The 24,726-nt window shown below is 69.6% G+C and carries 24 protein-coding genes and 1 pseudogene; 9 read left to right on the plus strand and 16 right to left on the minus strand.

Translation table 11 applies throughout. The features are described from left to right. Nucleotides 1-5: 5 nt before the first annotated feature. The 8 genes from AC1RN0_RS16880 to obgE form a co-directional block, all read right to left on the minus strand. A complete protein-coding gene (locus AC1RN0_RS16880) occupies nt 6-1,100 on the minus strand; it encodes a murein hydrolase activator EnvC family protein (protein ID WP_492788628.1) in 1,095 nt (364 codons plus the stop codon). A 142-nt stretch (nt 1,101-1,242) separates the two neighbouring features. Continuing rightward, a complete protein-coding gene (gene rlmH, locus AC1RN0_RS16885; RefSeq protein WP_492788629.1) occupies nt 1,243-1,707 on the minus strand; it encodes a 23S rRNA (pseudouridine(1915)-N(3))-methyltransferase RlmH in 465 nt (154 codons plus the stop codon). Nucleotides 1,708-1,806: 99 nt separating this feature from the next. Next, nucleotides 1,807-2,226: a ribosome silencing factor gene (gene rsfS, locus AC1RN0_RS16890; RefSeq protein WP_492788698.1), complete on the minus strand. Its 420-nt coding sequence runs from the start codon at nt 2,224-2,226 to the stop codon at nt 1,807-1,809. A gap of 83 nt (nt 2,227-2,309) precedes the next feature. Then, complete coding sequence (locus tag AC1RN0_RS16895) at nt 2,310-2,987, minus strand: nicotinate-nucleotide adenylyltransferase (protein ID WP_492788630.1); 678 nt, start codon at nt 2,985-2,987, stop codon at nt 2,310-2,312. Beyond that, on the minus strand, nt 2,953-4,227 hold the full coding sequence (locus tag AC1RN0_RS16900; protein ID WP_492788631.1) for a glutamate-5-semialdehyde dehydrogenase: 1,275 nt from the start codon (nt 4,225-4,227) through the stop codon (nt 2,953-2,955). Before AC1RN0_RS16900 ends, AC1RN0_RS16895 begins: the two co-directional genes overlap by 35 nt. A gap of 32 nt (nt 4,228-4,259) precedes the next feature. Next, nucleotides 4,260-5,402: a glutamate 5-kinase gene (gene proB / locus AC1RN0_RS16905; RefSeq protein WP_492788632.1), complete on the minus strand. Its 1,143-nt coding sequence runs from the start codon at nt 5,400-5,402 to the stop codon at nt 4,260-4,262. Beyond that, nucleotides 5,402-5,842, minus strand: coding sequence for a hypothetical protein (locus AC1RN0_RS16910; RefSeq protein WP_492788633.1), 441 nt, complete (start codon nt 5,840-5,842; stop codon nt 5,402-5,404). Before AC1RN0_RS16910 ends, proB begins: the two co-directional genes overlap by 1 nt. 13 nt (nt 5,843-5,855) lie before the next feature. Beyond that, nucleotides 5,856-6,923: a GTPase ObgE gene (gene obgE / locus AC1RN0_RS16915; protein ID WP_492788634.1), complete on the minus strand. Its 1,068-nt coding sequence runs from the start codon at nt 6,921-6,923 to the stop codon at nt 5,856-5,858. A gap of 117 nt (nt 6,924-7,040) precedes the next feature. Between obgE and AC1RN0_RS16920 the strand changes: the two genes are divergently transcribed. Further along, nucleotides 7,041-7,673, plus strand: coding sequence for a DsbA family protein (locus AC1RN0_RS16920; protein ID WP_492788635.1), 633 nt, complete (start codon nt 7,041-7,043; stop codon nt 7,671-7,673). Between the two features lies 1 nt (nt 7,674). On the opposite strand, the gene AC1RN0_RS16925 is transcribed toward AC1RN0_RS16920, so the two are convergent. The 3 genes from AC1RN0_RS16925 to rplU form a co-directional block, all read right to left on the minus strand. Next, nucleotides 7,675-8,208, minus strand: a complete 534-nt coding sequence (locus AC1RN0_RS16925; RefSeq protein ID WP_492788636.1) for a GNAT family N-acetyltransferase — start codon at nt 8,206-8,208, stop codon at nt 7,675-7,677. Nucleotides 8,209-8,338: 130 nt separating this feature from the next. Next, nucleotides 8,339-8,614 (minus strand): 50S ribosomal protein L27, encoded by a 276-nt coding sequence (gene rpmA / locus AC1RN0_RS16930; protein WP_488901799.1) that lies wholly within the window; start codon nt 8,612-8,614, stop codon nt 8,339-8,341. 33 nt (nt 8,615-8,647) lie between these two features. Next, nucleotides 8,648-9,244: a 50S ribosomal protein L21 gene (gene rplU / locus AC1RN0_RS16935; RefSeq protein ID WP_492788637.1), complete on the minus strand. Its 597-nt coding sequence runs from the start codon at nt 9,242-9,244 to the stop codon at nt 8,648-8,650. Between the two features lie 243 nt (nt 9,245-9,487). On the opposite strand from rplU, the gene AC1RN0_RS16940 reads away from it, so the two are divergent. Together AC1RN0_RS16940 and AC1RN0_RS16945 are read left to right on the plus strand one after the other, a co-directional pair. Next, on the plus strand, nt 9,488-10,135 hold the full coding sequence (locus AC1RN0_RS16940; RefSeq protein WP_492788638.1) for a hypothetical protein: 648 nt from the start codon (nt 9,488-9,490) through the stop codon (nt 10,133-10,135). Between the two features lie 18 nt (nt 10,136-10,153). Continuing rightward, nucleotides 10,154-11,227, plus strand: a complete 1,074-nt coding sequence (locus tag AC1RN0_RS16945) for a CobW family GTP-binding protein (protein WP_492788639.1) — start codon at nt 10,154-10,156, stop codon at nt 11,225-11,227. Between the two features lie 228 nt (nt 11,228-11,455). Here AC1RN0_RS16945 and AC1RN0_RS16950 read toward each other — a convergent pair whose 3' ends face one another. Further along, nucleotides 11,456-11,908 (minus strand): biopolymer transporter ExbD, encoded by a 453-nt coding sequence (locus AC1RN0_RS16950; protein WP_492788640.1) that lies wholly within the window; start codon nt 11,906-11,908, stop codon nt 11,456-11,458. 155 nt (nt 11,909-12,063) lie between these two features. Here AC1RN0_RS16950 and AC1RN0_RS16955 point away from each other — a divergent pair, with 155 nt between their 5' ends. Next, entirely contained in the window at nt 12,064-13,059 is a 996-nt protein-coding gene (locus AC1RN0_RS16955) for a WD40 repeat domain-containing protein (RefSeq protein ID WP_492788641.1), read from the plus strand. Here AC1RN0_RS16955 and AC1RN0_RS16960 read toward each other — a convergent pair. After that, nucleotides 13,056-13,457: an endonuclease domain-containing protein gene (locus tag AC1RN0_RS16960; RefSeq protein ID WP_492788642.1), complete on the minus strand. Its 402-nt coding sequence runs from the start codon at nt 13,455-13,457 to the stop codon at nt 13,056-13,058. The two genes, AC1RN0_RS16955 and AC1RN0_RS16960, sit on opposite strands and share 4 nt — an antisense overlap. A 105-nt stretch (nt 13,458-13,562) precedes the next feature. Beyond that, nucleotides 13,563-14,228, minus strand: a complete 666-nt coding sequence (locus AC1RN0_RS16965; protein WP_492788643.1) for a nitroreductase — start codon at nt 14,226-14,228, stop codon at nt 13,563-13,565. A 281-nt stretch (nt 14,229-14,509) separates the two neighbouring features. On the opposite strand from AC1RN0_RS16965, the pseudogene mtgA reads away from it, so the two are divergent. Together mtgA and AC1RN0_RS16975 are read left to right on the plus strand one after the other, a co-directional pair. Further along, a pseudogene (gene mtgA, locus AC1RN0_RS16970) lies at nt 14,510-15,208 on the plus strand (monofunctional biosynthetic peptidoglycan transglycosylase); the annotation flags it as partial. A gap of 272 nt (nt 15,209-15,480) precedes the next feature. Next, nucleotides 15,481-17,316 carry a M2 family metallopeptidase gene (locus AC1RN0_RS16975; protein WP_492788644.1) on the plus strand — a complete coding sequence of 612 codons (1,836 nt, stop codon included), beginning with the start codon at nt 15,481-15,483 and terminating at the stop codon, nt 17,314-17,316. A gap of 56 nt (nt 17,317-17,372) precedes the next feature. Here the strand turns inward: AC1RN0_RS16975 and AC1RN0_RS16980 are convergent, their stop codons facing one another. Next, nucleotides 17,373-18,176 carry a sterol desaturase family protein gene (locus tag AC1RN0_RS16980; protein ID WP_492788645.1) on the minus strand — a complete coding sequence of 268 codons (804 nt, stop codon included), beginning with the start codon at nt 18,174-18,176 and terminating at the stop codon, nt 17,373-17,375. Nucleotides 18,177-18,267: 91 nt separating this feature from the next. After that, nucleotides 18,268-19,320 carry a helix-turn-helix domain-containing protein gene (locus AC1RN0_RS16985; RefSeq protein ID WP_492788646.1) on the minus strand — a complete coding sequence of 351 codons (1,053 nt, stop codon included), beginning with the start codon at nt 19,318-19,320 and terminating at the stop codon, nt 18,268-18,270. A gap of 158 nt (nt 19,321-19,478) precedes the next feature. Here AC1RN0_RS16985 and AC1RN0_RS16990 point away from each other — a divergent pair, with 158 nt between their 5' ends. The 3 genes from AC1RN0_RS16990 (at nt 19,479) to AC1RN0_RS17000 (ending at nt 24,688) form a co-directional block, all read left to right on the plus strand. Further along, nucleotides 19,479-20,834, plus strand: a complete 1,356-nt coding sequence (locus tag AC1RN0_RS16990; protein ID WP_492788647.1) for a pilus assembly protein TadG-related protein — start codon at nt 19,479-19,481, stop codon at nt 20,832-20,834. A gap of 103 nt (nt 20,835-20,937) precedes the next feature. Further along, complete coding sequence (locus AC1RN0_RS16995; protein ID WP_492788648.1) at nt 20,938-22,764, plus strand: ubiquitin-activating E1 FCCH domain-containing protein; 1,827 nt, start codon at nt 20,938-20,940, stop codon at nt 22,762-22,764. A gap of 181 nt (nt 22,765-22,945) precedes the next feature. Continuing rightward, nucleotides 22,946-24,688 carry a ubiquitin-activating E1 FCCH domain-containing protein gene (locus AC1RN0_RS17000; protein WP_492788649.1) on the plus strand — a complete coding sequence of 581 codons (1,743 nt, stop codon included), beginning with the start codon at nt 22,946-22,948 and terminating at the stop codon, nt 24,686-24,688. Nucleotides 24,689-24,726 lie beyond the last annotated feature (38 nt).

Raw genomic sequence — 24,726 nt, forward strand, 5'->3', positions numbered from 1 at the left:
GTGTCCTACCGGCTGACCGATGCAACACCGGCGCCGTCTTTTAGCCAGGGCGCCGGATCGATCGGCGACCCCGACCGCCGAAGCTCCAGATAGAGCTCGGGCTCGCCGCCCGTCGCCATGCGTCCGATCGGCGCGCCGGCGGCGATGGTCTGTCCCGGCGCGGCCGTGGCCTCGCCCAGACCGGCCAGAACCAGATGGTAGGGCCCGGACGTCCGCAGGATCAAGATGACGCCCCATCCGGTCACGGGCCCAGCGAATTCAACCACCCCTTGAGCCGGACTGACGACCGTGGCGCCGCTTCTGGCCCGGTACGACACGCCCTCGGCCCTGCCGCCGTTGGGCAGCGCGCCGCCAAAGCCGCGCGTCTGGACCACGCCGGCCGGCCGCAGCAGGGCGCCGGGGCCGCTGTCGGGCCCGGTCACGCGGGGAAAGCTGTCGGCCAGCTGGCCCGGACTGCCCGCCTCGCGACCGGCCGCGATGGCGTCGCCCTGATACTGGCGCTCGATCGCCGCCTGTTCGGTCAGCAGCTTCTCGACGTCGCCGCGCCGGTCGGCCGCCAGGCTCTCGCTGGTGAACAGCGATTCGTTGGCGGCGGCGGCCTGGCGGCGCAGGGCGGCGATCTCGCGGGCCTCGGCGCCGTAGGCGCGGGCGCGACGCTCGAGCGCCGGGGTCATGGCGCGGATCAGGATGGCGGCGCGCACGGCGTCGCGGGCGTCCTCGGGACGGACCAGCAGCGCCGGCGGCGGCTCGCGTCGGAACAGCTGCAGGGCGCCCAGCAGCCGGGCCAGCCGGTTGCGGTCGCGGCCCAGCTCGGCGGTCAGCGCCGTCTCGCGCACATTGAGCATCTGCAGCCGGCCGCGGGCGCTGGCCACGTCGCGGCTGCTCTGGGCCTGACGCGAGGCCAGGCGACGCAGTTCCTCGCGCAGGGCGTCGATCTGGCGGCGGGCCTCGGCCTTGCCGGCGGACCCGGGCGCGCCGGACTGGACCTGCAGAACCTCCATCATCCGCGGCGAGGGCGCGTCGGCGGGCTCCTGCGCCGCGCTGTGAGCGGCGACGGCGCAGAGGGTCAGGACGGCGATGGGGACCAGTCGGCGACGCATGGAAGTTGATACCGCAATCCTCCCCCGCGAGCGAAGCGAAACGGGGGAGGGGGACCATGCGAAGCATGGTGGAGGGGTGTCGGTGCACGGACTCCCCTCCACCGCCTCCAGCGGTCCCCCTCCCCAGCGGAGCTGGGGAGGATCAATCTCTGTGGTAGGGGCTGCCCGCCAGGATGGTCACGGCGCGATAGACCTGCTCGGCCAGCATGGCGCGGGCCAGGGCATGCGGCCAGGTCTGTGGCCCGAAGGCCAGCCGGGCGTTGGCCGCCTCGAGGATCGCGGGATCGAGCCCGTCCGCGCCGCCGATCAGGAACACCAGCCGGCGCACGCCGTCATCGCGCAGGCGGCCGATCTGGGCCGCGAAGTCCCGCGACGGCCGCACCGCGCCATGCTCGTCGCAGGCGATGACGAAGGCGTCCTTCAGGTGGGGCAGCAGCACTTCGGCCTCGGCGGCCTTGCCCGGCTTGCGGGCCTCGACCTCGACGATCTCCACCGGACCCAGCCCGAGCGATCGCCCGCTGGCCGTGGCCCGCTCGACGTAGTCCTTCGCCAGCAGGGCCTCGGGCATGCGGCCCAGCCGGCCGACGGTGAGGAGGGTGATCTTCATGCGGGGTGCGTCCTTCGACACGGCCCTTCGGGCCTGCTCAGGATGACGTGCATTTTTACGTCATGGTGAGCAGCGCGAAGCGCGTGTCGAACCACGCAACTAGTTCGCCGGGGTGATGTGCGGCGAGTCGACCGACCAGATCTTCTCGATGTTGTAGAAGCTGCGCACTTCCGGACGGAACAGGTGAACGACGACGTCGCCGGCGTCGATCAGCACCCAGTCGCAGTGCGGCAGGCCTTCGACCCGCGCCTTGCCGTGACCGGCTTCCTTGAGCGCCCGCATGACATGGTCGGCCAGCGCGCCGACATGGCGATGCGAACGGCCTGACGCGACGATCATCGAGTCAGCCATCGGGCTTTTGCCCCTGAGATCAATCAGGACAACATCCTCGGCCTTGTCGTCATCGAGACGGGCCAGGATCAGATCTTCGACCGAACCGAAACTTTGTCGGGGTTCGTCGGATGAAGCCCCCGAAAGGGCCTCGTGCGCCTCGGGCGCCAACTCGCGATTCAGCGGAATGCTCCTCTATTCGCCTCGCTAAGCGGGACCCATAGCACGTCCTGGCCCGGACGTCAGCGAATCAGTGTCCCGGCGATGTCCCGCTATGTCCCGGGATTATCTGTCCCGGGAGTCTTGCGCTGGCGGTCGCGGATCGCGGTGGAGCTGGCGAAGTTGAACGGCCCGCGCAGATAGACCCAGGCCGGGGCCTTCATCGTCGGCAACAGAGGGCCCTCGCGCGCCGGGCGGCGGAAATGGGCGAAGCGTCTGGCGGCCGGCGAGGTGCGCGCCTTCAGCGCCGCCCAGGGCCGCGAGACCACGGCCACCGGCAGCTCGCGCATGATCTGGGTCCAGCCGCGCCAGCCGTGGAATCCGGCCAGGCTGTCGGCGCCCATGATCCAGACGAAGTGCACGCCCGGAAAGCGGGCCTTCAGCACCCGCACCGTGTCGATCGTGTACTGCGAGCCGATGCGCGTCTCGGCGTCCGAGATGATCATCGCCGGGCCGCGGGCGCGGGCGCGGACGCCGGCCATGCGCTCCTTCAGCGGAGCGGTCTCGTGGCGCTGCTTGAGGGGGTTCTGCGGCGAGACCAGCCAGATCACCCGGTCCAGGCGCAGCTTCTTCAGCGCCGTCTCGGCCACGTGCACATGGCCGTCGTGCACGGGATTGAACGAGCCGCCATAGAGTCCCACCCGCATGCCCGGCTTCAGGTCGAAGCCGAGACGCAGCGTGCGGGGCCTCCCGGCCTCAGGGACGAGTCTGGCCGGTCCCGCGAACCACATACTTGTACGTTGTCAGTTGCTCGGCCCCGACCGGACCGCGGGCATGTAGCTTGTCGGTGGCGATGCCGATCTCCGCGCCAAAGCCGAATTCCCCGCCGTCGGCGAACTGGGTCGAGGCGTTGACCAGCACGATGGCGGAATCGACGAGGGCGATGAACCGCTCGGCGGCCGCGGGGTCCTCGGTGACGATGGCGTCGGTGTGACCCGAGCCGTAGGCGGCGATGTGGGCGGCCGCGCCCTCGACGCCGTCGACCACCGCCACGCTGAGGATCGGGGCCAGGTATTCGGTGGTCCAGTCCTCGGTCGAGGCCGGCTTCATCGAGGGCTCGATAGCCCGGGCGGCGGCGTCGCCGCGCAACTCACAGCGCTCGCGGATCAGGGCGTCGGCGATCGGCGGCAACAGCCGGTCCGCCGCCGCGCGATCGATCAGCAGGGTCTCGGCCGCGCCACAGACCGACACCCGGCGCAGCTTGGCGTTGACGACGATGTCGCGCGCCCTGGCGATGTCGGCCTTTTCGTGGACGAAGACGTGGTTCAGCCCCTCGAGATGGCCCAGCACCGGGGCGCGGGCGTCGGCCTGGACCCGGGCGACCAGGCTCTTGCCGCCGCGCGGAATGATCAGGTCGATCGTGTGATCGAGGCCGGACAGGATCTCGCCGACCGCGGCGCGGTCGGTGGTCTTCACCTGCTGCACGCAGCTGGCGGGCAGGCCGGCCTTGACCAGGCCCTGGACCATGGCCGCGTGCAGCGCGAGGTTGGTGCGCAGGCATTCGGACCCGCCGCGCAGGATCGCCGCGTTGCCCGAGCGGATGCACAGGGCGGCGGCGTCCGCCGTCACGTTGGGCCGGCTTTCATAGATGATCGCGATGACGCCGATCGGCGTGCGCACGCGGGCGATGTCCAGGCCGTTGGGCCGGGTCCAGCGGGCGATCTCGGTTCCCAGGGGATCGGGAATGGCCGCGACCTGCGCCACCGCGTCGGCGACGCCGGCCAGACGGGCCTCATCGAGCATCATCCGGTCGAGCATCGGGCCGGGCAGGCCGGCGGCCTTCGACGCGGCGAAGTCGGCCGCGTTGGCGGCCAGGATGGCCGGGGCGTTGGCGCGGATGGCGTCGGCGGCGGCGAGAATCGCCGCGGTGCGCTGCTCCGCGGTTGACAGGCGCAGGGCGCGCGCGCCCTCGCGGGCGGCCCGTCCGGTCGCCAGCATCGTCGCCTGCAGGGATGCGCCCGCGTCGTCCACGGATCAAAGCCTCGTTTTGCTCAGACTGAGCCTTAGCGGCTTTCCGCCAGCCCGACCAGCGCAAGGTCGTCGGCGTGGACCAGCGGGCCGTTGGTGAAGCCGAGCGCCGCCTCGATGGCGTCGGAGCGCAGGCCGGCGATCTTCCGCGCGTCGGCGGCGTCGTAGCGCGACAGGCCGCGGCCGATCTCGCCGGCGGGTCCCAGCAGCAGAACCGCGTCGCCCTTGCCGAAGCCGCCCTCGACGCCGGTCACGCCGGCCGCCAGCAGGCTCTTGCCCGTGCGCAGGGCCGTGGCCGCCCCGGCGTCGACGGTCAGGGTTCCGGCCGGGGCCAGCGACCCGGCGATCCAGCTCTTGTAGGCGGCGGCCGGGCTGACGGCGGCCTCGATGATCGTCGAGGGCTCGCCGTCTTCGATGGCCCGCAGCGGGTGCGGGCGACTGCCGAGGGTGATGATGGTCGCGCAGCCCGCGGCGCGAGCGATGCGGGCGGCGGCGATCTTGGTCGCCATGCCGCCGGTGCCGACGCCGGTGGCCGCATTGGCGCCGCCTGCCATGTCGGCGATCTCCGGCGTGATGTCGGCGATGCGGTCCAGCCGGCGGGCGGCCGGATCGCGGCGCGGGTCGGCGGTGTACAGACCATCGATGTCCGACAGCAGGACCAGCACGTCGGCGCCGATCATCTGCGCCACGCGGGCGGCCAGGCGGTCGTTGTCGCCGTAGCGGATTTCCTCGGTCACCACGGTGTCGTTCTCGTTGACCACCGGGACCACGTCGAGGTCCAGCAGGGTTTCCACCGTGGCCCGGGCGTTCAGCCAGCGGCGGCGAATCTCGGTGTCGTCGCGCGTCAGCAGCACCTGGGCCACGGCCTGGCCATGCGGTTCGAAGGCCTCTTCCCAGGCCCGCATCAGCAGCGACTGCCCGGCCGCGGCGGCGGCCTGCTTCTCGGGCAGGCTGAGCGCCTTGCGCTTGAGGCCCAGCCGGCGACGGCCCAGCGCCACGGCGCCCGACGAGACGACCAGCAGCCTCTGGCCCCGCGCGCGGAGCCGGGCGGCGTCGGCCGCGAAGGCGGCCAGCCAGTCGCGCGACGGCAGGCCCGTGGCGGCGTCGACCACCAGGGCCGAGCCGACCTTGATCACGACCCGCCGCGCGTGGGTCAGGCCGGCGGCCGCCCCGTTCATCAGGGGGCCTTCAGCTTGTCGATGAACTGCCGGCAGACGGCGGGCGCGCCGCTGGCCGCCCAGGCCGTGACGAGGCCGGTCTTGTCGAAGGCGATGCCCAGCCGGCAGACGAAGGGATCGCCGCGCAGGCAGCGCATGGCCAGGGTCGCCGGGTCCATGCCGCAGCTCATCTCCTGCTCGACCTTGATCTCCCAGAAGACCACTTCGCCGTCCATCGCCGGACGCGTGCCCGCGGAGAAGCCGAGCCGGCCGCGCAGCCGGTCGCCGGTCTTGCCCTTGTAGGGGGCCATCAGGGCGTTGATCTCGGCGATCACCGGGTCGACCTCCGGCGGCTTCGCCGGGGCGGCCGCCACGGGCGGCGCGGCCGGCGCCGTCGGCGGGACCGCGGCGGGCGCGTCGGACGCCATCAGGACGAGCGAGATCAGGCTGGCGATGAGCATCGGTGAGTCCTCGTCAGACCGGCGACCAGCTGGACGGCGGGGCGTCCGCCGGCCTGGCCGATTCCACGGCCGCCGCGGTCTCGGCGGCGCGATGCTGCTTCACCGCCCGGAAGGCCGCGCGCAGCACGTCCTGGACACCCTCGCCGGACACGCCGGAGATCAGGTGGGGCGGCGCGCCGGCCGCGGCCGCGAGGGCGGCGGCCTTTTCGGCCCGCTCCTCCGCGTCGAGCGCATCGACCTTGTTCAGGGCGAGAATTTCCGGACGGTCGGCCAGGCCCTCGCCGTAGGCTTCCAGTTCGCCGCGCACCGTGCGCCAGGCGCCGACCACGTCGTCCTGGGTGGCGTCGACCAGATGGATCAGGGCGCCGGCCCGCTCGACGTGGCCGAGGAAGCGCGTTCCAAGGCCCGCGCCTTCGGACGCGCCTTCGATCAGGCCCGGAATGTCGGCGATGACGAAGCGTTCTTCCGACGACAGGTCGACGATGCCGAGGTTGGGCACCAGGGTGGTGAAGGGATAGTCGGCGATCTTCGGCTTGGCCGCGCTGACGGCGGCCAGGAAGGTCGACTTGCCGGCGTTGGGCAGGCCGACCAGGCCCGCGTCGGCGATCAGCTTGAGCCGCATCCACAGCCAGCGTTCCTCGCCCGGCAGGCCGGGGTTGGCGTGCTTGGGAGCCTGGTTGACTGGCCCCTTGAAGCGGTCGTTGCCCCAGCCGCCGTTGCCGCCCTTGGCCAGCAGCACGCGCTTGCCGGCGACGTCGAGGTCGGCGACCAGCGTCTCCTTGTCATCCTCCAGCACCTGGGTGCCGACGGGGACCTTCAGCACGATGTCCTCGCCCGCCGCGCCGTGGCGATTGCGGCCCATGCCGTGCACGCCGGTGCCGGCCTTGAAGTGCTGCTGGTAGCGATAGTCGATGAGGGTGTTGAGGCCTTCGACGGCCTCGATCCACACGTCGCCGCCACGGCCGCCGTCGCCGCCGTCCGGGCCGCCGTATTCGATATACTTCTCGCGCCGGAACGACACGGCGCCGCCGCCGCCGTCGCCGGAGCGAATGTAGATCTTGCATTGGTCGAGAAACTTCATCGCGCCCTTATGGGCCAAGGGTGGGGTCCAGAAAAGGGCGGCGAGGCCCCGCAGGGGTCGCAAAGATGCCCCGATGGCGGCATAGGTGGCCTCTGGAGCCGTTTTGGGGGACCTCTGATGCGTGGCGCGCTTCGACTGCTGATCGGGCTCAGCGCCCTGTTGCTGCTGCCGGCGGCCTCGATGGCCGCCCGGCCCGCCCTGCGGCCCGACGACATGACCCTCGGAAACGCGAAGGCGAAGGTGGTCGTGGTGGAGTACGCCTCGCTGAGCTGTCCCCACTGCGCGCGGTTCCATGACAACGTCTTCCCGGCCCTGAAGAAGAAGTACATCGACACCGGCAAGGTGCAGTTCGTCTGGCGCGAGTTCATCACCAGCCCGGCCGAGATCGCCGTGCCGGCGACGATGCTGGCGCGCTGCGCCGGCAGGGACCGCTACTTCCAGGTCGTCGATCGCGTCTTCGCCACCCAGAAGGAAATGTACGACGACGGCACCGTCGCCGGGGTCCACCGGATCCTGCGCCGCGAGGCCGCGACCCTCGGCGTCGACAGCGCCGCCTATGACGCCTGCATGCAGAACGAGACCGAGTTCGAGGCGCTGAAGGCGCGTCTCGAGCGGGCCTCGACCGAGGACAAGGTCGAGGGGACGCCGACCTTCGACGTCAACGGCAAGCGCGTCGACCCGCCGCTGGGCAAGGAAATGGACCTCGCCACCCTCGACGCCGCCATCGCCGCGGCGATGAAGGCCAGGTAAGTCAGGCCAGCCAGACCATCATGCGGCAGGGAACCGTCTCGCCTCGGGCCAGGCTGTCGCGCAGCTCGATCCGCCCCGTGTAGAGGAAACCCGCCCGGCAGAGCACGCGGCCGGAGGCGGGGTTGTCCGAGAAATGTCCGGCGGCGACCGCGCGCTTCTTCCAGCTCCGCCCGGCCCAGTCCATGGCTCCGACCAGCGCCTCGCTGGCCAGGCCCCGGCCCTGGTACGGCTTGCCGATCCAGTAGCCCACCTCGATCGCGCCCTCCGGGTTGCGATCGAAGCCCAGGCCGCCGACCACGCCGGCGTCATCATGGTCGATCAGGAAGTTCACCTCGTTCCGGCGGTCGGCGATGGCGCAGCGGGCGATGAAATCCTCCGCGTCACCCCGGGCGTAGGGCCATGGGACGCGCGAGGTCATGCGGCTGATGTCGAAGTCGTTGCACAGCTCGGCCAGACGGGCGGCGTCGTCCATCTGCGGCGCCCGCAGGGTCAGCCGCCTGGTCTCGATCCGGGGCGTGGTGTCGATCACGCACATGGTGGTCCTCCCGGCCCCTCTGCGGGGGCCTGAACATGCAAAAGCGGGGAGCCCGGCGCCCGGACTCCCCGCTTGAGGAATTGCATGTCCGGATCGCCTGTATCGGGCGATCCGGAGAAGGTCGGGTCGCCTATTCGGCGGCCTGGGCGACCTCGGCCGGAACGACCGTCGCGTAGGTGCGGTTATTGCGCTTGGTCACGAACTTCACCGCGCCGTGTACGAGCGCGAAGAGGGTGTGGTCCTTGCCGATGCCGACGTTCGTGCCCGGCCAGAACTTCGTTCCGCGCTGACGAATAATGATGTTGCCGGCGAGAACCTTCTCGCCGCCGAACTTCTTGACGCCGAGACGGCGGCCGGCGGAGTCGCGACCGTTGCTCGAGGAGCCGCCTGATTTCTTGTGAGCCATTGTGCTCTCCTGTCTCTCTGGAGGCGCCGCCGCTTAGGCGTCGCCGTCCTTCTTGGCGGCCGGCTTCTTGGCAGCGGCCTTCTTGGCGGGGGCGGCGGCGTCGTCGGCCTTGGCGGCCTTCGGCGCAGCAGCCTTCTTCGGCGCGGCGGCCTTGGGGGCCGCTTCAGCGTTGGCCGCGACGGCCTTGGCGGCCGGGGAGACCTTTTCGGCCTTCGGCGTCGCGCCGCCGAGCGGCTGGAACGCCAGGCCGCGGGCGCGGGCGTCGAGCTCGCGCTTGGTGGTCAGGCTGACTTCGCCGTCCCACTTGTCGGTCTTGCCGGCGCCGGCCACGGAGGTCACGCGCAGCACGCTTTCGTGCTGGCGGTGGCCCTTCGTGCGACGATAGCCCTGACGGCGGATCTTCTTGAAGATCTTCACCTTATCACCCTTGCGGGTTTCGATCAGGGTGGCGTTGACGGTCGCGCCGTCGACCAGGGGAGCGCCAATGGTCACCGCTTCGCCGTCGCCGAGCATGAGGACTTCGCCGAACGCGACGTCCGCGCCGGGTTCACCCGCCAGTTTCTCGACAACCAGCAGATCGCCAGCCTTGACCCGGTACTGCTTGCCGCCGGTCTTGATCACCGCGTACATCGTGTGCGCCTTGAAAAATCTAGAGTTCGCAAAATAGTGCGCGCCCGCGAGGTGTCCCGCGGGCGAGGGAGCGGTCTTATACAGCCGGCGCTTTCCGAGTCAACGCCGCGCGGCCTCCCGAGGCGTTATCCCTGAAAGAGTTTCGTCTGCCGAAGGACGGAAACCGGTTCGGGGAGGGCCTGGCGGCGCTTTCGGGCAGGGAAGGCGCTGGCGTGTTACTTTGTAACAAGTTATAGCCCTCGGGTGATCTCGCCCTTCTTTCTCTCCTTCGCGGCGGCCGGCTTCGGCGTCGCCCTCGTGCATGTGGCCATCCCCACGCACTGGTTGCCGTTCGTGCTGGTCGGCCGGGCGCAGGGCTGGCGGTTGCGCAAGGTGCTCGGCGCGGCCACGGCGGCGGCCTTCGGCCACATCCTCACCACCTCCATCGTCGGCGTGCTGATTCTGCTGGCCGGCAGGTTCATGGAGCAGTGGCTGAAGGGCCTTCTGCACTACGCCGCCGCGGCGCTGCTGTTCGGCTTCGGCCTGTTCTATCTGAGGCGCGCCTTCCAGCGCCGCGTGGCGCTGGCGGGGGTCACCGACCAGACGCTGCCGCCGCCGCCCCGGGTCGGCGACGACGCGGCCTGGTGGGGCGTGGTGGCGGCCCTGGCCCTGTCGCCGGGCGAAGTGCTGCTCTCCTTCTATCTAACGGGCGATACGCACGGCTGGCCGGGCCTGGCGCTGCTCAGCGCCGTGTTCCTGGTCGGCACCCTGGCCGGCATGGTCGCCCTGATCAGCCTGACCTGGGCCGGCATGGCCCACTTCCGCCTCGACCGGCTGGCGCGTTACGAATCGGCGGTGCTCGGTTCGGTTCTTGTCGCCCTCGCCGTCGTGGTGGTGGTTTTCGACGCCTGAGCCGCCTATCTAGCGGCCATGACCGACACGACCGCGACCCGCATTCCCGTCACCGTGCTCACCGGCTACCTCGGCGCCGGCAAGACCACGCTTCTCAACCGCATCCTCACCGAGGACCACGGCAAGCGCTACGCCGTGATCGTCAACGAGTTCGGCGAGATCGGCATCGACAACGACCTGGTGGTCGGCGCCGACGAGGAAGTGTTCGAGATGAACAACGGCTGCGTCTGCTGCACGGTGCGCGGCGACCTGATCCGGGTGGTCTCGGGCCTGATGAAGCGCAAGGGCGGCTTCGACGCGATCATCGTCGAGACCACGGGCCTGGCCGATCCCGGCCCGGTGGCCCAGACCTTCTTCGTCGACGACGACGTGCGGGCCCGCACGAAGCTCGATTCGGTGACCACCGTGGTCGACGCCAAGCACCTGCCGCTGCGACTGGCCGACAGCCGCGAGGCCGTCGAGCAGATCGCCTTCGCCGACCAGATCCTGCTCAACAAGACCGACCTGGTGACCCCGGCCGAGCTTAAGGCCGTCGAGGCGCAGATCCGCCGCATCAATCCGCTGGCCCCGATCCATCACACCCAGCGCTCGGCCGTGCCGCTCGACGCGATTCTCGGTCGCGGCGGCTTCGACCTGGACCGCATCACCGAGCTGGAGCCGGAATTCCTCAACCCCGGCCACGGCGAGGCCGGTCATGTGCATGACGAGCACTGCGATCACGATCATGACCATGGGCACGATCATCACCACCACGATCACGGCCACGAGCCTCACGCCCACGACCATGTGGCCGAGGCCGGCATCCGCGGCGTGTCCCTGACGCTGGAGCGGCCGCTCGACAGCATCAAGGTGACCAACTGGCTCAACCAGCTGCTCGCCGACAAGGGGCCCGACATCCTGCGCGCCAAGGGCATCCTCGACGTGAAGGGCGAAAACCGCCGCCTGGTGTTCCAGGCCGTGCACATGATCCTCGAGGGCGACTTCCAGCGCGACTGGAAGGACGGCGAGCCGCGCTACAGCCGCATGGTGTTCATCGGCCGCGACCTCGACGAGGCGGCGCTTAAGGCCGGCTTCGAGGCGTGCGCGGCGTAGAACCCTCTTTCCTCCCCGCGAAGCGGGGAGGGGGACCATGCGGAGCATGGTGGAGGGGCAGCGCCAGACTCGTGGGAAAGACCTGAATTCAGGATGGGGCCGCCGGCGTTTGCGCTGCCCCTCCACCGCCCTCCGGGCGGTCCCCCTCCCCACTGCGTGGGGAGGGTCGCACAAGCAAAAGGGCCGGTGTTTCCACCGGCCCTTCGCATGTCTGGCGGTGAGGCCCGACTATTCGATGTCTTCGTTGATCAGGCCGATCTTGTAGAAGCCGTTGGCCTGCAGGACGTTGAGCACGGCCATGAACTGCTCGTATTCCACGTCGGCGTCGGCGCGGACGAACACGCGCTCTTCGGTGAAGTTGCCGGTCACGCCTTCCTTCTGCATGGCCGCCGGAACGTCGACCGGGATGTTGGCCAGGCTCGACTGGTTGTCGCCGATGAAGATGGCGCCGGACTTCTGGATCGAGATGAAGACGGGCTTCTTCGGCTTGGGGTCATCCGGGCTCGGCGGCACCGCGGGCGGCAGGTCGAGCGCGATCGACACGGTGGCCATCGGCGCCGCGACCATGAAGATGATCAGCAGAACCAGCATGATGTCGACGAACGGCGTGACGTTGATGTCGCTGTTCTGACCCAGATCGTATTTGCTGCCGCCGCCGGCGCCACCAAGCTTCGCACCCATTCGGACACTCCCTTACGCGGGCCGGTGCGTCCGGTCCGCTGTCATTCGTTCAACCCCATTACGCGGTTGAAGCCGCTTGTAAAGCCTGTCTCGCTTGGCAGGGGAAAACGATCCGCCGCTGGGCAAGGCCGGTTCCGGGCTATAAACGCGCCACCATGACTTTCGATTTCGACGCCTATGTGACCGCCGCCCTTTTCGACCGCTCAGGCCGAACATTGTTCGCTCTGGGCGACGGGACGGTGCGGGCCGTGACGGGGGAAGGCTTCGTCACCGTCGAGGCCCACCAGGGCGCGATCCTGTCCGCCTGTCTGCATCCCTCGGGCCTCGGCATCCTCACCGGGGGCGACGACGGCCGGGTGGTCTGGACGCGGCTGGAGGGCGGCGAGATCGCCGCCACCCTGGTCGCCGAGGTGAAGGGCCGCTGGATCGACTCGGTCGCCGCCAGCGCCGAGTCGGGCCTGATCGCCTTCACCGCCGGCCGCGATCTGCACGTCCGCGATTCGAAGGACCCGGCCTTCAGCCGCCTGTTCACCCACGAGAAGTCCGCCGCCCATGTGGCCTTCGACCCCAAGGGCCGGCGGCTGGCCGTGGCGACCTACAACGGCGCGGCCCTGTGGTACGCGCGGATCGCCGACCAGAAGCCGCAGCTGCTGAAATGGGCCGGCAGCCATGTGCTGGTCGCCTGGAGCCCCGACGGCCGCTTCCTGATGAGCGCCATGCAGGAGAACCAGCTGCACGGCTGGAAGGTCTCCGACGAGAAGAACCTGCGCATGGGCGGCTATCCGGCCAAGGTGAAGAGCCTGGCCTTCCTGTCCAACGGCCTGATGATGGCCACCTCCGGCGCCAACGGGGCCGTGCTCTGGCCGTTCGCCGGCGCGACCGGCCCGATGGGCAAGGAAGCCGCCGAGATCGGCTACGACCAGTCGGCCATGGTGGTGCAGGTGGCGGGCACGCCGTCGCACAACGTGCTGGCCGCCGGCCTCGATGACGGCCGGGTCTGGGCCGCCGACCTGAAGAGCGGCCAGATCGTGCATCTCAAGGCCGAGAAGGGCGCGGCGATCAGCGCTCTGGCCGTCAGCCTAGACGGCGCCCGCCTCGCCTGGGGCGACGAGGACGGCGGGGCCGGGGTGGTGGAGACGGGGCTGGCTTAGTCGCTTGCCTCCCCGCTCGCGGGGAGGGGGACCGCCGGAGGCGGTGGAGGGGCAGCACCGGCGGCGCGGGCGATTATCGCAAGCGCGCCGTCGAAGTCGTCACGCACCAACCTGTCGGGAATCCGCAGCACGCGCACACCGCGCTCGGCTATCCAGGCGTCGCGCCGGGCATCTGTCATTTTTGCTTGCTCATCCTTATGGGCGCCGCCGTCGATCTCTATGGCGAGATGTCGCGCCGAGCAGAAGAAGTCGGTGACATAGGGGCCCAGTACGTGCTGCCGCCGGAAGCGAATTCCGCCGAGCCGCTTGCCTCGCAAGGCCTGCCACAGACGCTGCTCGGACCAGGTCATCGACCGCCGCAACCTGCGCGCAAGCGTTATCGTTGAGGGGGGCTGCATAATGCCACCTTAAGATGTTCTGTGTTTGTTCGCAACCCGGACGCTGCGGCGCTGCCCCTCCACCGCGCTCCGCGCGGTCCCCCTCCCCCTGCGGGGGAGGGTTTTCTAGGACTCAAACCCCTCCAGTTCGCACCACACATCCAACGGATCGCGCCGGGTGCGCAGGGTGTTGATCGGGGCGGTCTCGTCCGCGTAGCCGAGGGCCATGCCGGAGAACAGCATGTGGTCGTCGGGCAGGCGGATGTGCCCTGCCACGGTCTTCGGATAGCGGGCCCAGAACTCCTGGGCGCAGGTGGCCAGGCCGCGCTCGACGGCCAGCAGCATGACCGTCTGCATGTACATGCCCACGTCCGCCCACTGCGGCGGCCCCAGCTTGCGGTCGAGGCTGAAGAAGATCCCCACCGGCGCGCCGAAGAACTGGGTGTTCCTGAACAGTTGCCGCAGCCGGGCCGGCTTGTCGTCGCGCGGGATGCCGATGGTCGCGTAGAGGTCCTCGCCGCACTCGAAGCGGCGGGTGCGGAACGGGTCCCAGAGATTGTCGGGATAGACGTTGTATTCCGGCGTCTCGCCGCCGGGATTGGCCGCCACCTTCGCCTTCAGCGCCTCCAGCGGCGCGCCGGCCAGGGCGTGGACCTTCCACGGCTGCAGGTTGCCGCCCGAGGGCGCGCGCTGGGCCAGGACGAGAATCTCCTTCACCAGGTCCCCGGGGACGGGCTTGTCGAGGTAGGCGCGGACGGAGACGCGGCGGTCGACGGCTTCGGTAACGTTCATGCGGGGCGCTTTCGATGAGCGACAGGGACGGCGTCAGTGGCTAGCATCCGTCCGCCGCGTCAAGGCAAGGGGAGGCAGGGTTGAGCACGGAGCCGCCGCACGAGCCGGAAGACGAGACCGTCCCGCATCCGGAGGCGGACCTTCCGCATGCGCCGGAGGCCGAGTCCGGGCCGGACGTGAGTCCCGAGCCCGAGCCCGAACCCGCCCCGCCGCCGGCTCCGCCGCCGGGCTACACCCCGCCCTGGCCGCCCGGGCGGCCCGCGGATGTCCCGCCGCCGACACTGGCGCGACGCCGGACGTTCTCCCTCGGCCGGCTGATCCGGACCCTGTTCGTCTGGGGCCTGCTGATCACCGTCGTGTTCCCGGTCGGGCTGACCCTGGTCTACCGGTTCGTGCCGCCGCCGGTGACCATCCTGATGGTCCAGCGGCTGTTCGAGGGCAAAGGCCTCGACTACCGCTGGCGCTCGCTGAAGCACATCTCGCCGGCGCTGGTGCAGGCGGCGATCGCGTCCGAGGACGCCAAGTTCTGCACCCATCACGGCTTCGACTTCGAGGCGATCCAGAAGGCCGCCGCCGCCAACAAGCGGCGTCCGGGCAAGGTCCGCGGCGGCTCGACCATCAGCCAGCAGACGGCCAAGAACGTCTTCGCCTGGCCGCAGCGGTCGTATCTGCGCAAGGGCGTGGAGGCCTACTACACGGTGCTGATCGAGACCCTGTGGGGCAAGCGGCGCATCATGGAGGTCTATCTCAACGTCGCCGAGATGGGGGCCGGGACTTATGGGGCCGAGGCCGCGGCGCAGCGCTATTTCGGCGTCAGCGCCGACCAGCTGACCCGCGCCCAGGCCGCGCGGCTGGTGGCCATCCTGCCCAATCCGCTGAAGTACAAGGCGGTCAATCCGGGCCGGTATGTCGCCCGGCGTTCGCGCAAGATCGGCGCGGCCGCCGGAACGGTGCGCAGCGACGGCCTGTCGGCCTGCGTCGGCCATCTGCGCTATCCCACCCCCGCCGAGCGTCAGGACGTGGCCCCGGTGCAGCGCCCGGTCCCGCGTCAGCCCGCGCCGGCGAAGCCCACCGATCCGCTGCCGCCGCCAGTTGAGGCCGCGCCGCCGGTCGAGGCGCCGGCCGTCGAGACCCCCGCGCCGGCCGACTCGCCCGCCGATCCGACGTAGGCGGACGGGCAGGGCGCCTTGACGGAACCCGCCGCGGCCCCTCCCATGCCGCGCCATAGAGTTCCCCTGTGAGGATACGTCCGATGTTGAAGACGAAGCTTCTGGCGGCCGGGGCCGCCCTCGCCCTGGTCGCGGGCCTCGGCGCCGCCGCGCCGATCGCCCAGGCCCAGACGCCCGCCGCCGCCGCGCCGGCCCCGACCCCGGCCGAGGCCAAGGCCTTTATCGACAAGGCCGAGGCCGACCTGGCCGCCCTGTCGCAGTATGTGAACAAGGCCTCGTGGGTCCGCGCGACCTACATCACCGAAGACACCCAGTGGCTGGAGGCCAAGGCCGGCGCCGAGGCGACCGACCTGGCCACCCGGCTGGCCATCCAGGCGGCGCGATTCGACCATGTCGCCGTCGATCCCGTGACGCGCCGCAAGCTGGACATCCTCAAGCGCGCCCTGGTCGCCCCCGCGCCGCAGCGCCCCGGCGCCGCCGAGGAGATGGCCACCATCGCCTCGCGCCTGGACTCGACCTATTCGACCGGCAAGTTCACCTACAAGGGCAAGACCCTGACGCTGAACGACGCCGAGGATATCCTGGCGTCGAGCACCGATCCGGAAGAGCTCAAGGCGGTCTGGGAAGGCTGGCACTCGATCTCGCCGGTGATGGTCCCCGACTATGCCCGGCTGGTGGCCCTCTCCAACGAGGGCTCGGTGGCGCTCGGCTACAAGGACACCGGCGCGCTGTGGCGCTCGGGCTACGACATGGATCCGGACGCCTTCGCGGCCGAGACCGACCGGCTGTGGAAGCAGATCGAGCCGTTCTACAGGAACCTGCACTGCTACGTGCGGGCGCGCCTGAACGAGAAGTACGGCGACGCCGTGCAGCCGCGCACCGGCCCGATCCGCGCCGACCTGCTGGGCAACATGTGGGCCCAGCAGTGGGGCAACATCTATCCGATCGTCGCGCCGAAGAGCACGACCCCGTCCTATGCGCTGGACGACCTGCTGGTGAACGCCGGCTACGATCCGGTGAAAATGGTCAAGACGGGCGAGGCCTTCTACGTCTCGATGGGTCTGGCCCCGTTGCCGGAGACCTTCTGGACCCGCTCGCAGATCACCCGCCCGCGTGACCGCGAGGTGGTCTGCCACGCCTCGGCCTGGGACCTCGACGACGCCGACGACATCCGCATCAAGATGTGCACCAAGGTCAACGGCGAGGACTTCTACACGGTCCACCACGAGCTCGGGCACAACTTCTACCAGCGCGCCTACAAGGGTCAGCCGTACATCTTCAAGGGCGGGGCCAACGACGGCTTCCACGAGGCCATCGGCGACTTCGTCGGCCTGTCGGCCCTGACCCCGACCTACCTGCAGCAGATCGGCCTGCTGAAGGACGCGCCGGGCCCGGAAGGCGACATCCCCTTCCTGCTGAAGATGGCGCTCGACAAGATCGCCTTCATGCCGTTCGGCCTGATGGTCGATCGCTGGCGCTGGGAAGTGTTCAACGGCGAGCTGACGCCGGCGACCTACAACAGCGGCTGGTGGAAGCTGCGCACCCAGTACCAGGGCATCACCCCGCCGGGGCCGCGCCCGACCGACGCCTTCGATCCGGGCGCCAAGTACCATGTGCCGGCCAACGTTCCGTACACGCGCTACTTCCTGGCCCATGTGTACCAGTTCCAGTTCCAGCGCGCGGCCTGCCGGCAGGCGGGCTGGACCGGCCCGCTGCACCGCTGCTCGATCTACGGCAACAGGGAGGTGGGGGCCAAGTTCAACACCATGCTGGAGATGGGCGCCTCGCGGCCCTGGCCGGAGGCCATGCAGGCCTTCACCGGCGAGAGCCGCGGCGACGCCTCGGCGGTGGCCGACTACTTCAAGCCGCTGAACATCTGGCTGACCAAGCAGAACAAGGGCGAGCACTGCGGCTGGTAGGTCGCGGCCCGTCCTGGCGGAATGCGGGGAGGCGGAGCGATCCGCCTCCCCTTTTTCTATTCCGCCGCCGCCAGGGCCGCGGCGCGCGGCCGGGTCACCGCCGCGAAGCGCGCGTGATACTGCGGATGCTCGGTGCCCATCCAGCGGTCCCACCAGGTGAAGTACAGGCCGTAGTTCCAGCCGGCCTGGCTGTGGTGCAGGTCGTGGTGGGTGACCGTGGTCATCCAGTCGAACAGCGGCTTGCCCTCGCGGTTGGCCGGGAACAGTTCGTAGCCCGAGTGGCCGAGCACGTTGCGCGCGATCTGGTGCAGCATGAACAGGCCGAAGCCGACCCAGGACACCGGAACCAGCAGCTCCCAGACCACCGTGAACGTCGCCATCACGGCCGCCTCGGCCAGATCGAAGCTGTAGGCCGTGAACGGGGTGGGGTTGTGCGAGCGGTGGTGTCGCCGGTGGAACCTGCGGAACAGGCGGGGGTCATGCATGAGGCGGTGCGCCCAGTAGAAGTAGGCGTCGTGGGCGATGACCGTGATGACGAACGACACGGCGATCCAGACCCACCCGGCATGTTCCCGCAGGTCGTGGCCCCACAGCCACCCCGCCTTCCACATCAGCACGCTGAGCAGGGAGACGGTCGAGAACACCGCCACCGAGCGGACCGAACAGAGGAACTCGATGACCAGCTGCCGCGCCGGCGGGCTGTCGGGCCGGATCTTGCGGTGGCGCAGCAGCGGCGCGCAGATCACGCACAGCACCAGCCAGGTCAGCGGCGCGGCGATGATGTAGCGCGTCAGGTCGGCGCCGAAGCCGGTCAGCCAGTGGCGGCCGAGGTCGAGAAGCTGGGACAGGATCTGGTCCATGCGGGTCACTCCGAAAGATCGATGACCGCAGGCTGCCGGACCGCCGCCGCCGTCGCTTCCTCAGGCCGGCCGGGACTCGCGGATTCCGGAATCAGCCGGACTTTTCCGGATTCGGCGAGCCGGCGAGGGCCCGCAGCCGCCAGGCCGACGGGGTCAGGCCGGTGGCCTCCTTGAAGGCCCGGTTGAACGGCCCGAGCGACGCGTAGCCGAGATCAAAGGCCAGGGCCGAGATCGAGGCCCGGGCGTTCTCCGGCGCGGCCAGCGCCGTCTGCGCCGCTTCGATCCGGCGGGCGTTGAGAAAGTCGGCGAAGTTGCGATGGCCGAGCCCGCCGTTGATCAGCCGGCGCAGACGATGCTCCGGCGCGCCGAGCTCGGCGGCCAGCTGGACGATGGTCAGGCCTTCCCGCCGCCACAGGTCGCCCTCGGCCATGATCGCCTGCAGTCGCGCCAGCAGCGGCCGGTCCTGGGGTGATACGGCGTCCGGGGGCGCCGCGCCGGCGCGGGCCGGCCGGCCGAACAGGTCAGGGCGGCCCTGCAGGAAGGTGATCGCCCCGGCCAGGTTCATGGCCGCGAGGCTGGCGGCCTGGGCCAGCGGACCCCAGGCGGGGTTGAACCCCAGGTCGCTGGCGATCTCGAAGCCGGACAGGACGATGCAGTAGACGCCGACCACGCCCATGAACGGCCCGCGCAGCGACCGTCGCGTCTCGACCAGATCGCCGCCCCAGCTGCGCCCGATGACCAGCAGTACATGCAGCACCAGCACGACCTCGAGCAGGTTGTGCACGATCCATACGCCCCGCGACATCGGCAGGCCCAGAAGGCCGCCGACAAGGCCGACGACCATCATGATGGCGACCGGCGTCATCCGGCTCCAGGTCACCGGACGGTCCTCGAACAGGGTCACGGCGAACAGCCAGAACCAGGCGGTGCCGGCGATCGACAGCAGCCAGATCAGACCGGCGACAGGGTGCAGCGCGCGAGTTTCCGCCCCGCCGGAGTTCAGCGCGAAGGCGGCGACCGACAGGCAGAAGATCGCGCCGGTCCAGCGGGCCGGACCGCCCCGGCCGCTGCGCAGCAGGCCAAAGCCCGTCGCGAGCACCGCGCCGACGGCCATGCCGCGCAACAGCAGTTCCAGTGAGTCCATGCGGCCGTTCCACCCCTGGAGGCGAGATTTCCATGCCGCGCCGGTCCCGTCGATAGGCCGGCATGGTTTCCCGACTTTGACCTTGTCTGGTGGGGCATGCGTTTACCGCGTCGCCGCATCCTCCGTTGTTGTTCACAACTCTGTTCGGGGCAGGGGCCATGACGAGGAAGCTGTCGATTCCCGGCTGGGTCAGCCGGTTTCTGGCGCGGGCCAGGCGGGAGGACGGCGCGGTCGCCGTGCAGTTCGCCATGCTCATCGTGCCGATGACGGTGATGGTGTTCGGCGCGATCGACGTCAGTCGCGCCTCGGGCGAGAAGGCCCGGCTGCAGGACGCGCTCGACGCCGCCACCCTGGCCGCCGCGCGGTCCAGCGAAACCACCGACGCCGGGCTGAAGACCGTCGGCGACAAGGTTCTCAACGCCGATCTGGCCGCGAGCAAGGCGGTGCTGGCCTCGGCGACCTACCACCTCGAGGGCACGAAGATCATCGCCACGGCCCGCGCCTCGATGACCACCACCATCGCCAACCTGTGGATGGACGGCGACATGACCGTCGGCGCGACGTCGGAGGTCACGCGCTCGTCCAACAACCTCGAGGTGGCGCTGGCGCTGGACGTCACCGGCTCGATGGCCGGGTCGCGGATCACCGACCTGAAGTCGGCGGCCAAGGATCTGGTCGACCTCGTCGTCCAGGACCAGCAGACGCCGTACTATACCAAGGTCGCGCTCGCGCCCTACTCGGCCGCGGTCAATGTCGGGACCTACGCCGCGAGCGTGCGCGGAGCGGCCACGGCCGGCACCTGCACGAGCCCGGGCTGCGCCAGTTTCAAGTTCACCAACGCCAGCGGGTCGCTGAAGACCTTCGCCATCAGCAACTGCGTGACCGAGCGATCGGGCGTCAACGCCTATACCGACGCGTCGCCGTCGACGACCTTCCTCGGGCGCAACTACCCGAGCACGGCCAATCCCTGCCTCGCCAGCACCATCACGCCCCTGTCGACCGACCGCGCCGCGCTGAAGAGCAAGATCGACGGCCTCACCGCGTCCGGCTCGACCGCCGGCCACATCGGCCTGGCCTGGGGCTGGTACCTGGTCTCGCCCAACTTCGCCTCGCTGTGGCCGACGGCCAGCCAGCCGGCGGCCTATGGCGCGGACAAGCTGCTCAAGGTGGTCGTGCTGATGACCGATGGCGCCTTCAACACCACCTACTGCAAGGGCGTGATCAGCCAGGATTCCGGGTCCGGCAGCGGATCGGCGGCCGACCACATCAACTGCAACGCCCCTAACGGCGACGCCTTCAGCCAGGCGCGGTCGCTGTGCAACAACATGAAGGCCCAGGGCGTGATCATCTACACGGTCGGCTTCGACGTGGGCAGCGACGCGTCCGCCGAGGCCATCGTGCGGGAATGCGCGACCGACGCCCAGCACGTCTATCTGCCGTCCACCGGGGCGGCGTTGAAGACGGCCTTCCACGCCATCGGCGAGGACATTTCCAGACTGAGGATCTCGAAATAGGCGGGATGGTCCGTAACCGGAGATTCACCACGCCTGTTCGCGGTTCCCTTACCGCCGGCCGTCATGATGCGCGGCGAAGGGACGACCCACGATGTTTCGCGCCTTGAAAGGATCCGTCGCCAGGCTGGCCTCGCCGGTCGCGGGATTCCTGCGTCGATTCCGCCATGAAGGCGGCGCGGTGGCGATCTGGTTCGCCGTCCTGGCGCTGCCTATCGCGGTGCTCGGCTTCGGCCTGATCGACGTCAACCGCGCCAGCGTGGAGAAGCGCCACCTGCAGGACGCGCTCGACGCCGCGACCCTGCTGGCGGCCCGCTCGACCGCCACCACCGACGCCCAGATGCAGACCATCGGCGCCGCGGCCCTGGCCGCCCAGATGAGCGGCGTCAGCGAGGCGACGCTCAAGACCTCGTCGTTCAAGATCGTCGGCACCAAGGTCACCGGAACGGCGACGGCCACCGTGGTTCCGGTCATCGCCGGGCTCTGGCTCCAGGGCGACATGACCATCGGCGCCCAGGCCGAGGTGACGCGGGCCTCGACCAACCTCGAGGTGTCGATCGTCCTCGACATCACCGGCTCGATGGCCGGGACGCGGCTGACGGACCTGAAGACCGCGGCCAGCGACCTGATCGACCTGGTCGTGTCCGACACCCAGACGCCGTTCTATTCGAAGGCCGCCATCGTCCCCTATTCGATCGGGGTGAACGTCGGCGGTTACGCGGCCAGCGCCCGCGGGGCGATCACGGGCGCCAAGACGATCACCGGCGCGTCCTGGACGACGGGGTCTGCGAAGACCATCACCGGCGCCACCCGGGCCAACCCCGTGGTGATCACTTCCAACGGCCACGGCTTTTCCAACGGCGACGTCGTCTGGATCAGCGGCGTCAGCGGCATGACGCAGCTCAACAACCGCGCCTTCGTGGTTGCGAACAAGACGACCAACACCTTCCAGCTCTCCGGCGTCAGCGGGTCCGGCTACAACAGCTATTCGTCCGGCGGCACGATCCGCAAATGCCAGGTGTCCGACTGCGGCGTGGTCATCACGGCGGCCGGTCACGGCCTGAACAACGGCGACACGGTCTACATCACCGGCGTCGGCGGCATGACGCAGATCAACAACCTGACCTTCACCGTCGCCAACAAGACGACCAACACCTTCTCGCTCTCGGGCGTGAACGGGGCCAGCTACGGGACCTACACCTCGGGCGGCTCGTCCTGGTGCACGGCGGCCGGCTGCCAGTATTACCGGTTCACCAGCGACACCGGCACGACCAACCTGTTCCAGGTCAGCACCTGCGTGACCGAGCGCACCGGGGCGCAGGCCTACACCGACGCCGCGCCCAGCGGCGCGCCGGTCGGGCGCAACTATCCCAGCGCCGCCAACCCCTGTCCGACCAGCGGCCTGACCCCGCTGTCGAGCGACAAGACGGCGCTCAAGTCCCAGGTCACCGGCCTGGCCGCCACGGGCTCGACCGCGGGCCAGATCGGCATCGCCTGGGGCTGGTACATGATCTCGCCGAACTTCGCCTATCTGTGGCCGGCCGCCAGCCAGGGCGCGGCCTACGCGACGCCCAACCTGCTGAAGGTGGTGGTGATCATGACCGACGGCGACTTCAACACGCCGTACTGCAACGGCGTCATCGCCAGCGACGCCGGCTCCGGCAGCGGCGCGACGTCCGACCACATCAACTGCAACGCCACCAACGGCGATCCGGTCGCCCAGGGCCTGGCGCTGTGCACGGCGATGAAGGCCAAGGGCGTGGTGGTCTACACGGTGGGCTTCGACGTCGGCACGGGCACCACCGCCGAGACCCTGATGAAGGGCTGCGCCACCAGCGCCGCCAACGTCTACCTGCCGTCCAGCGGCACCGCGCTGAAGGACGCCTTCGCCGCCATCGGGCGCGACATCACCAAGTTGCGACTCTCAAAGTAGGGGTCCGCGGTAACCTTGCGTTTACCAAGACCGTTCGCGGTTTGATTACCCGTCATGGGCATAACGCTGGTTCCTCATTTCTGGGTGGGCTCCAGTGTCTCGAGTCGAAAAGCCGTCGCTGAAGGGGCTTCCAGCGCCCGTCGGGCGTTTTCTTCGCCGCTTTCGCAATGACAGCGGGGCGGTGGCGATCTGGTTCGCCGTGCTCGCGCTGCCCATGGCCGTCCTCGGCTTCGGCCTGATAGACGTCAACCGCGCCAGCGTGGAGAAACGCCAGCTACAGGACGCGCTCGACGCCGCGACCCTGCTGGCGGCCCGCTCCACCGCCACGACCGACCAGGGCATGCAGGACATCGGCGAGCCGGCGCTCAAGGCCCAGCTGGCCAGCGGCAGCGACGCCACCCTGAAGAGCTCCAGCTTCAAGATCGTCGGGACCAAGGTCGTCGGCTCGGCGACCGCCAGCGTCACGCCGGTGATCGCCAACCTCTGGCTCCAGGGCAACATGACCATCGGCGCCGACGCCGAGGTCGCGCGCGCCTCGACCAACCTCGAGGTGGCGCTGGTGCTCGACATCACCGGCTCGATGAAGGGGCAGAAGCTCACCGACCTGAAGCAGGCGGCCAAGGACCTGCTCGACCTGGTCGTCTCGGCCAACCAGACGCCCTACTATTCCAAGGCGGCGCTCGTGCCGTTCGATATCGGGGTCAATCTGGGCGGCTACGCCGCGAGCGCGCGAGGCGCGGTCACCGGAGCGACGAGCATCACGGGCGCCTCCTGGTCGACGGGGTCGGCCAAGACCATCACCGGCGCGACCCGGGCCAATCCGGTGGTCATCACCTCGAACGGCCACGGCTTTTCCAACGGCGACGTCGTCTGGATCAGCGGCGTCAACGGCATGACGCAGCTGAACGGCAAGGCCTATACGGTGGCCAACAAGACCAACAACACCTTCCAGCTCTCGGGTGTGAACGGGTCCGGCTACAGCAGCTATTCGTCGTCGGGCTCGGTCACCAAGTGCCAGGTCTCGGACTGTTCCATCGTCGTGACCTCGGCCAGCCACGGCCTGAACAACGGCGACCCGGTCTACATCACCGGCGTCAACGGCATGACGCAGATCAACAACACCGTCTTCACCGTGGCCAACAAGACCGCCAGCACCTTCTCGCTGTCAGGTGTCAACGGCGCGGGCTACGGCGCCTACACCTCCGGTGGGTCGGCCTGGTGCATGCTGCAGGGCTGCCAGTACTACCGCTTCACCAACGCCAACAACAGCCTGACGACCTTCTCGATCAGCACCTGCGCGACCGAGCGGACGGGGACCAACGCCTATACCGACGTCTCGCCCTCCACGAGCCCGGTGGGGCGGCTGTACCTGGCCGACACGAGCGACTGCACGGCCACCGCCATCGTGCCGCTGTCGAGCGACAAGGCCTCGCTGAAGACGACCATCGACGGCCTGGCCGTCGGCGGCTCAACGGCGGGCCAGATCGGCGTGGCCTGGGGCTGGTACATGGTGTCGCCCAATTTCGCCTCGATGTGGCCGACCGCCAGCCAGCCCGCCGCCTACACCAAGCCGGACGTCCTGAAGGTGATCGTGTTCATGACCGACGGGGACTTCAACACGGCCTACTGCAACGGCGTGCTGAGCAAGGAGTCCCAGGGCAGCAACAGCGACCAGATCAACTGCAACGCCACCAACGGGGATCCCACCGCACAGGCGAAGTCCGTCTGCGCCGCCGCCAAGCTGCAGAAGGTCGTGATCTACACGGTGGGCTTCCAGGTCTCGAAGGGGTCTGACGCCGAGACCTTCATCAAGGCCTGCGCGACGGACTCCAGCCACGTCTATCTGCCCTCCAGCGGCTCGCTGCTGAAGGACGCCTTCTCGGCGATCGGTCGGGACATCACCAAGCTTCGACTGTCGAAGTAGCGGCGGGGGCGGCGGCAATCGCGCCTCCGGCCGGCCCG

It is taken from the genome of Caulobacter sp. GW821-FHT12F03, assembly GCF_058806855.1.

What these genes read in the sequence shown, in the direction of transcription:
- AC1RN0_RS16880 (WP_492788628.1), bottom strand. Translation starts at nt 1,100, where the DNA reads ATGCGTCGCCGACTGGTCCCCATCGCCGTCCTGACCCTCTGCGCCGTC.
- rlmH (WP_492788629.1), bottom strand. Translation starts at nt 1,707, where the DNA reads ATGAAGATCACCCTCCTCACCGTCGGCCGGCTGGGCCGCATGCCCGAG.
- AC1RN0_RS16895 (WP_492788630.1), bottom strand. Translation starts at nt 2,987, where the DNA reads ATGTGGTTCGCGGGACCGGCCAGACTCGTCCCTGAGGCCGGGAGGCCC.
- proB (WP_492788632.1), bottom strand. Translation starts at nt 5,402, where the DNA reads ATGAACGGGGCGGCCGCCGGCCTGACCCACGCGCGGCGGGTCGTGATC.
- AC1RN0_RS16910 (WP_492788633.1), bottom strand. Translation starts at nt 5,842, where the DNA reads ATGCTCATCGCCAGCCTGATCTCGCTCGTCCTGATGGCGTCCGACGCG.
- obgE (WP_492788634.1), bottom strand. Translation starts at nt 6,923, where the DNA reads ATGAAGTTTCTCGACCAATGCAAGATCTACATTCGCTCCGGCGACGGC.
- AC1RN0_RS16920 (WP_492788635.1), top strand. Translation starts at nt 7,041, where the DNA reads ATGCGTGGCGCGCTTCGACTGCTGATCGGGCTCAGCGCCCTGTTGCTG.
- AC1RN0_RS16925 (WP_492788636.1), bottom strand. Translation starts at nt 8,208, where the DNA reads ATGTGCGTGATCGACACCACGCCCCGGATCGAGACCAGGCGGCTGACC.
- rpmA (WP_488901799.1), bottom strand. Translation starts at nt 8,614, where the DNA reads ATGGCTCACAAGAAATCAGGCGGCTCCTCGAGCAACGGTCGCGACTCC.
- rplU (WP_492788637.1), bottom strand. Translation starts at nt 9,244, where the DNA reads ATGTACGCGGTGATCAAGACCGGCGGCAAGCAGTACCGGGTCAAGGCT.
- AC1RN0_RS16945 (WP_492788639.1), top strand. Translation starts at nt 10,154, where the DNA reads ATGACCGACACGACCGCGACCCGCATTCCCGTCACCGTGCTCACCGGC.
- AC1RN0_RS16950 (WP_492788640.1), bottom strand. Translation starts at nt 11,908, where the DNA reads ATGGGTGCGAAGCTTGGTGGCGCCGGCGGCGGCAGCAAATACGATCTG.
- AC1RN0_RS16955 (WP_492788641.1), top strand. Translation starts at nt 12,064, where the DNA reads ATGACTTTCGATTTCGACGCCTATGTGACCGCCGCCCTTTTCGACCGC.
- AC1RN0_RS16960 (WP_492788642.1), bottom strand. Translation starts at nt 13,457, where the DNA reads ATGCAGCCCCCCTCAACGATAACGCTTGCGCGCAGGTTGCGGCGGTCG.
- AC1RN0_RS16965 (WP_492788643.1), bottom strand. Translation starts at nt 14,228, where the DNA reads ATGAACGTTACCGAAGCCGTCGACCGCCGCGTCTCCGTCCGCGCCTAC.
- AC1RN0_RS16975 (WP_492788644.1), top strand. Translation starts at nt 15,481, where the DNA reads ATGTTGAAGACGAAGCTTCTGGCGGCCGGGGCCGCCCTCGCCCTGGTC.
- AC1RN0_RS16980 (WP_492788645.1), bottom strand. Translation starts at nt 18,176, where the DNA reads ATGGACCAGATCCTGTCCCAGCTTCTCGACCTCGGCCGCCACTGGCTG.
- AC1RN0_RS16985 (WP_492788646.1), bottom strand. Translation starts at nt 19,320, where the DNA reads ATGGACTCACTGGAACTGCTGTTGCGCGGCATGGCCGTCGGCGCGGTG.
- AC1RN0_RS16990 (WP_492788647.1), top strand. Translation starts at nt 19,479, where the DNA reads ATGACGAGGAAGCTGTCGATTCCCGGCTGGGTCAGCCGGTTTCTGGCG.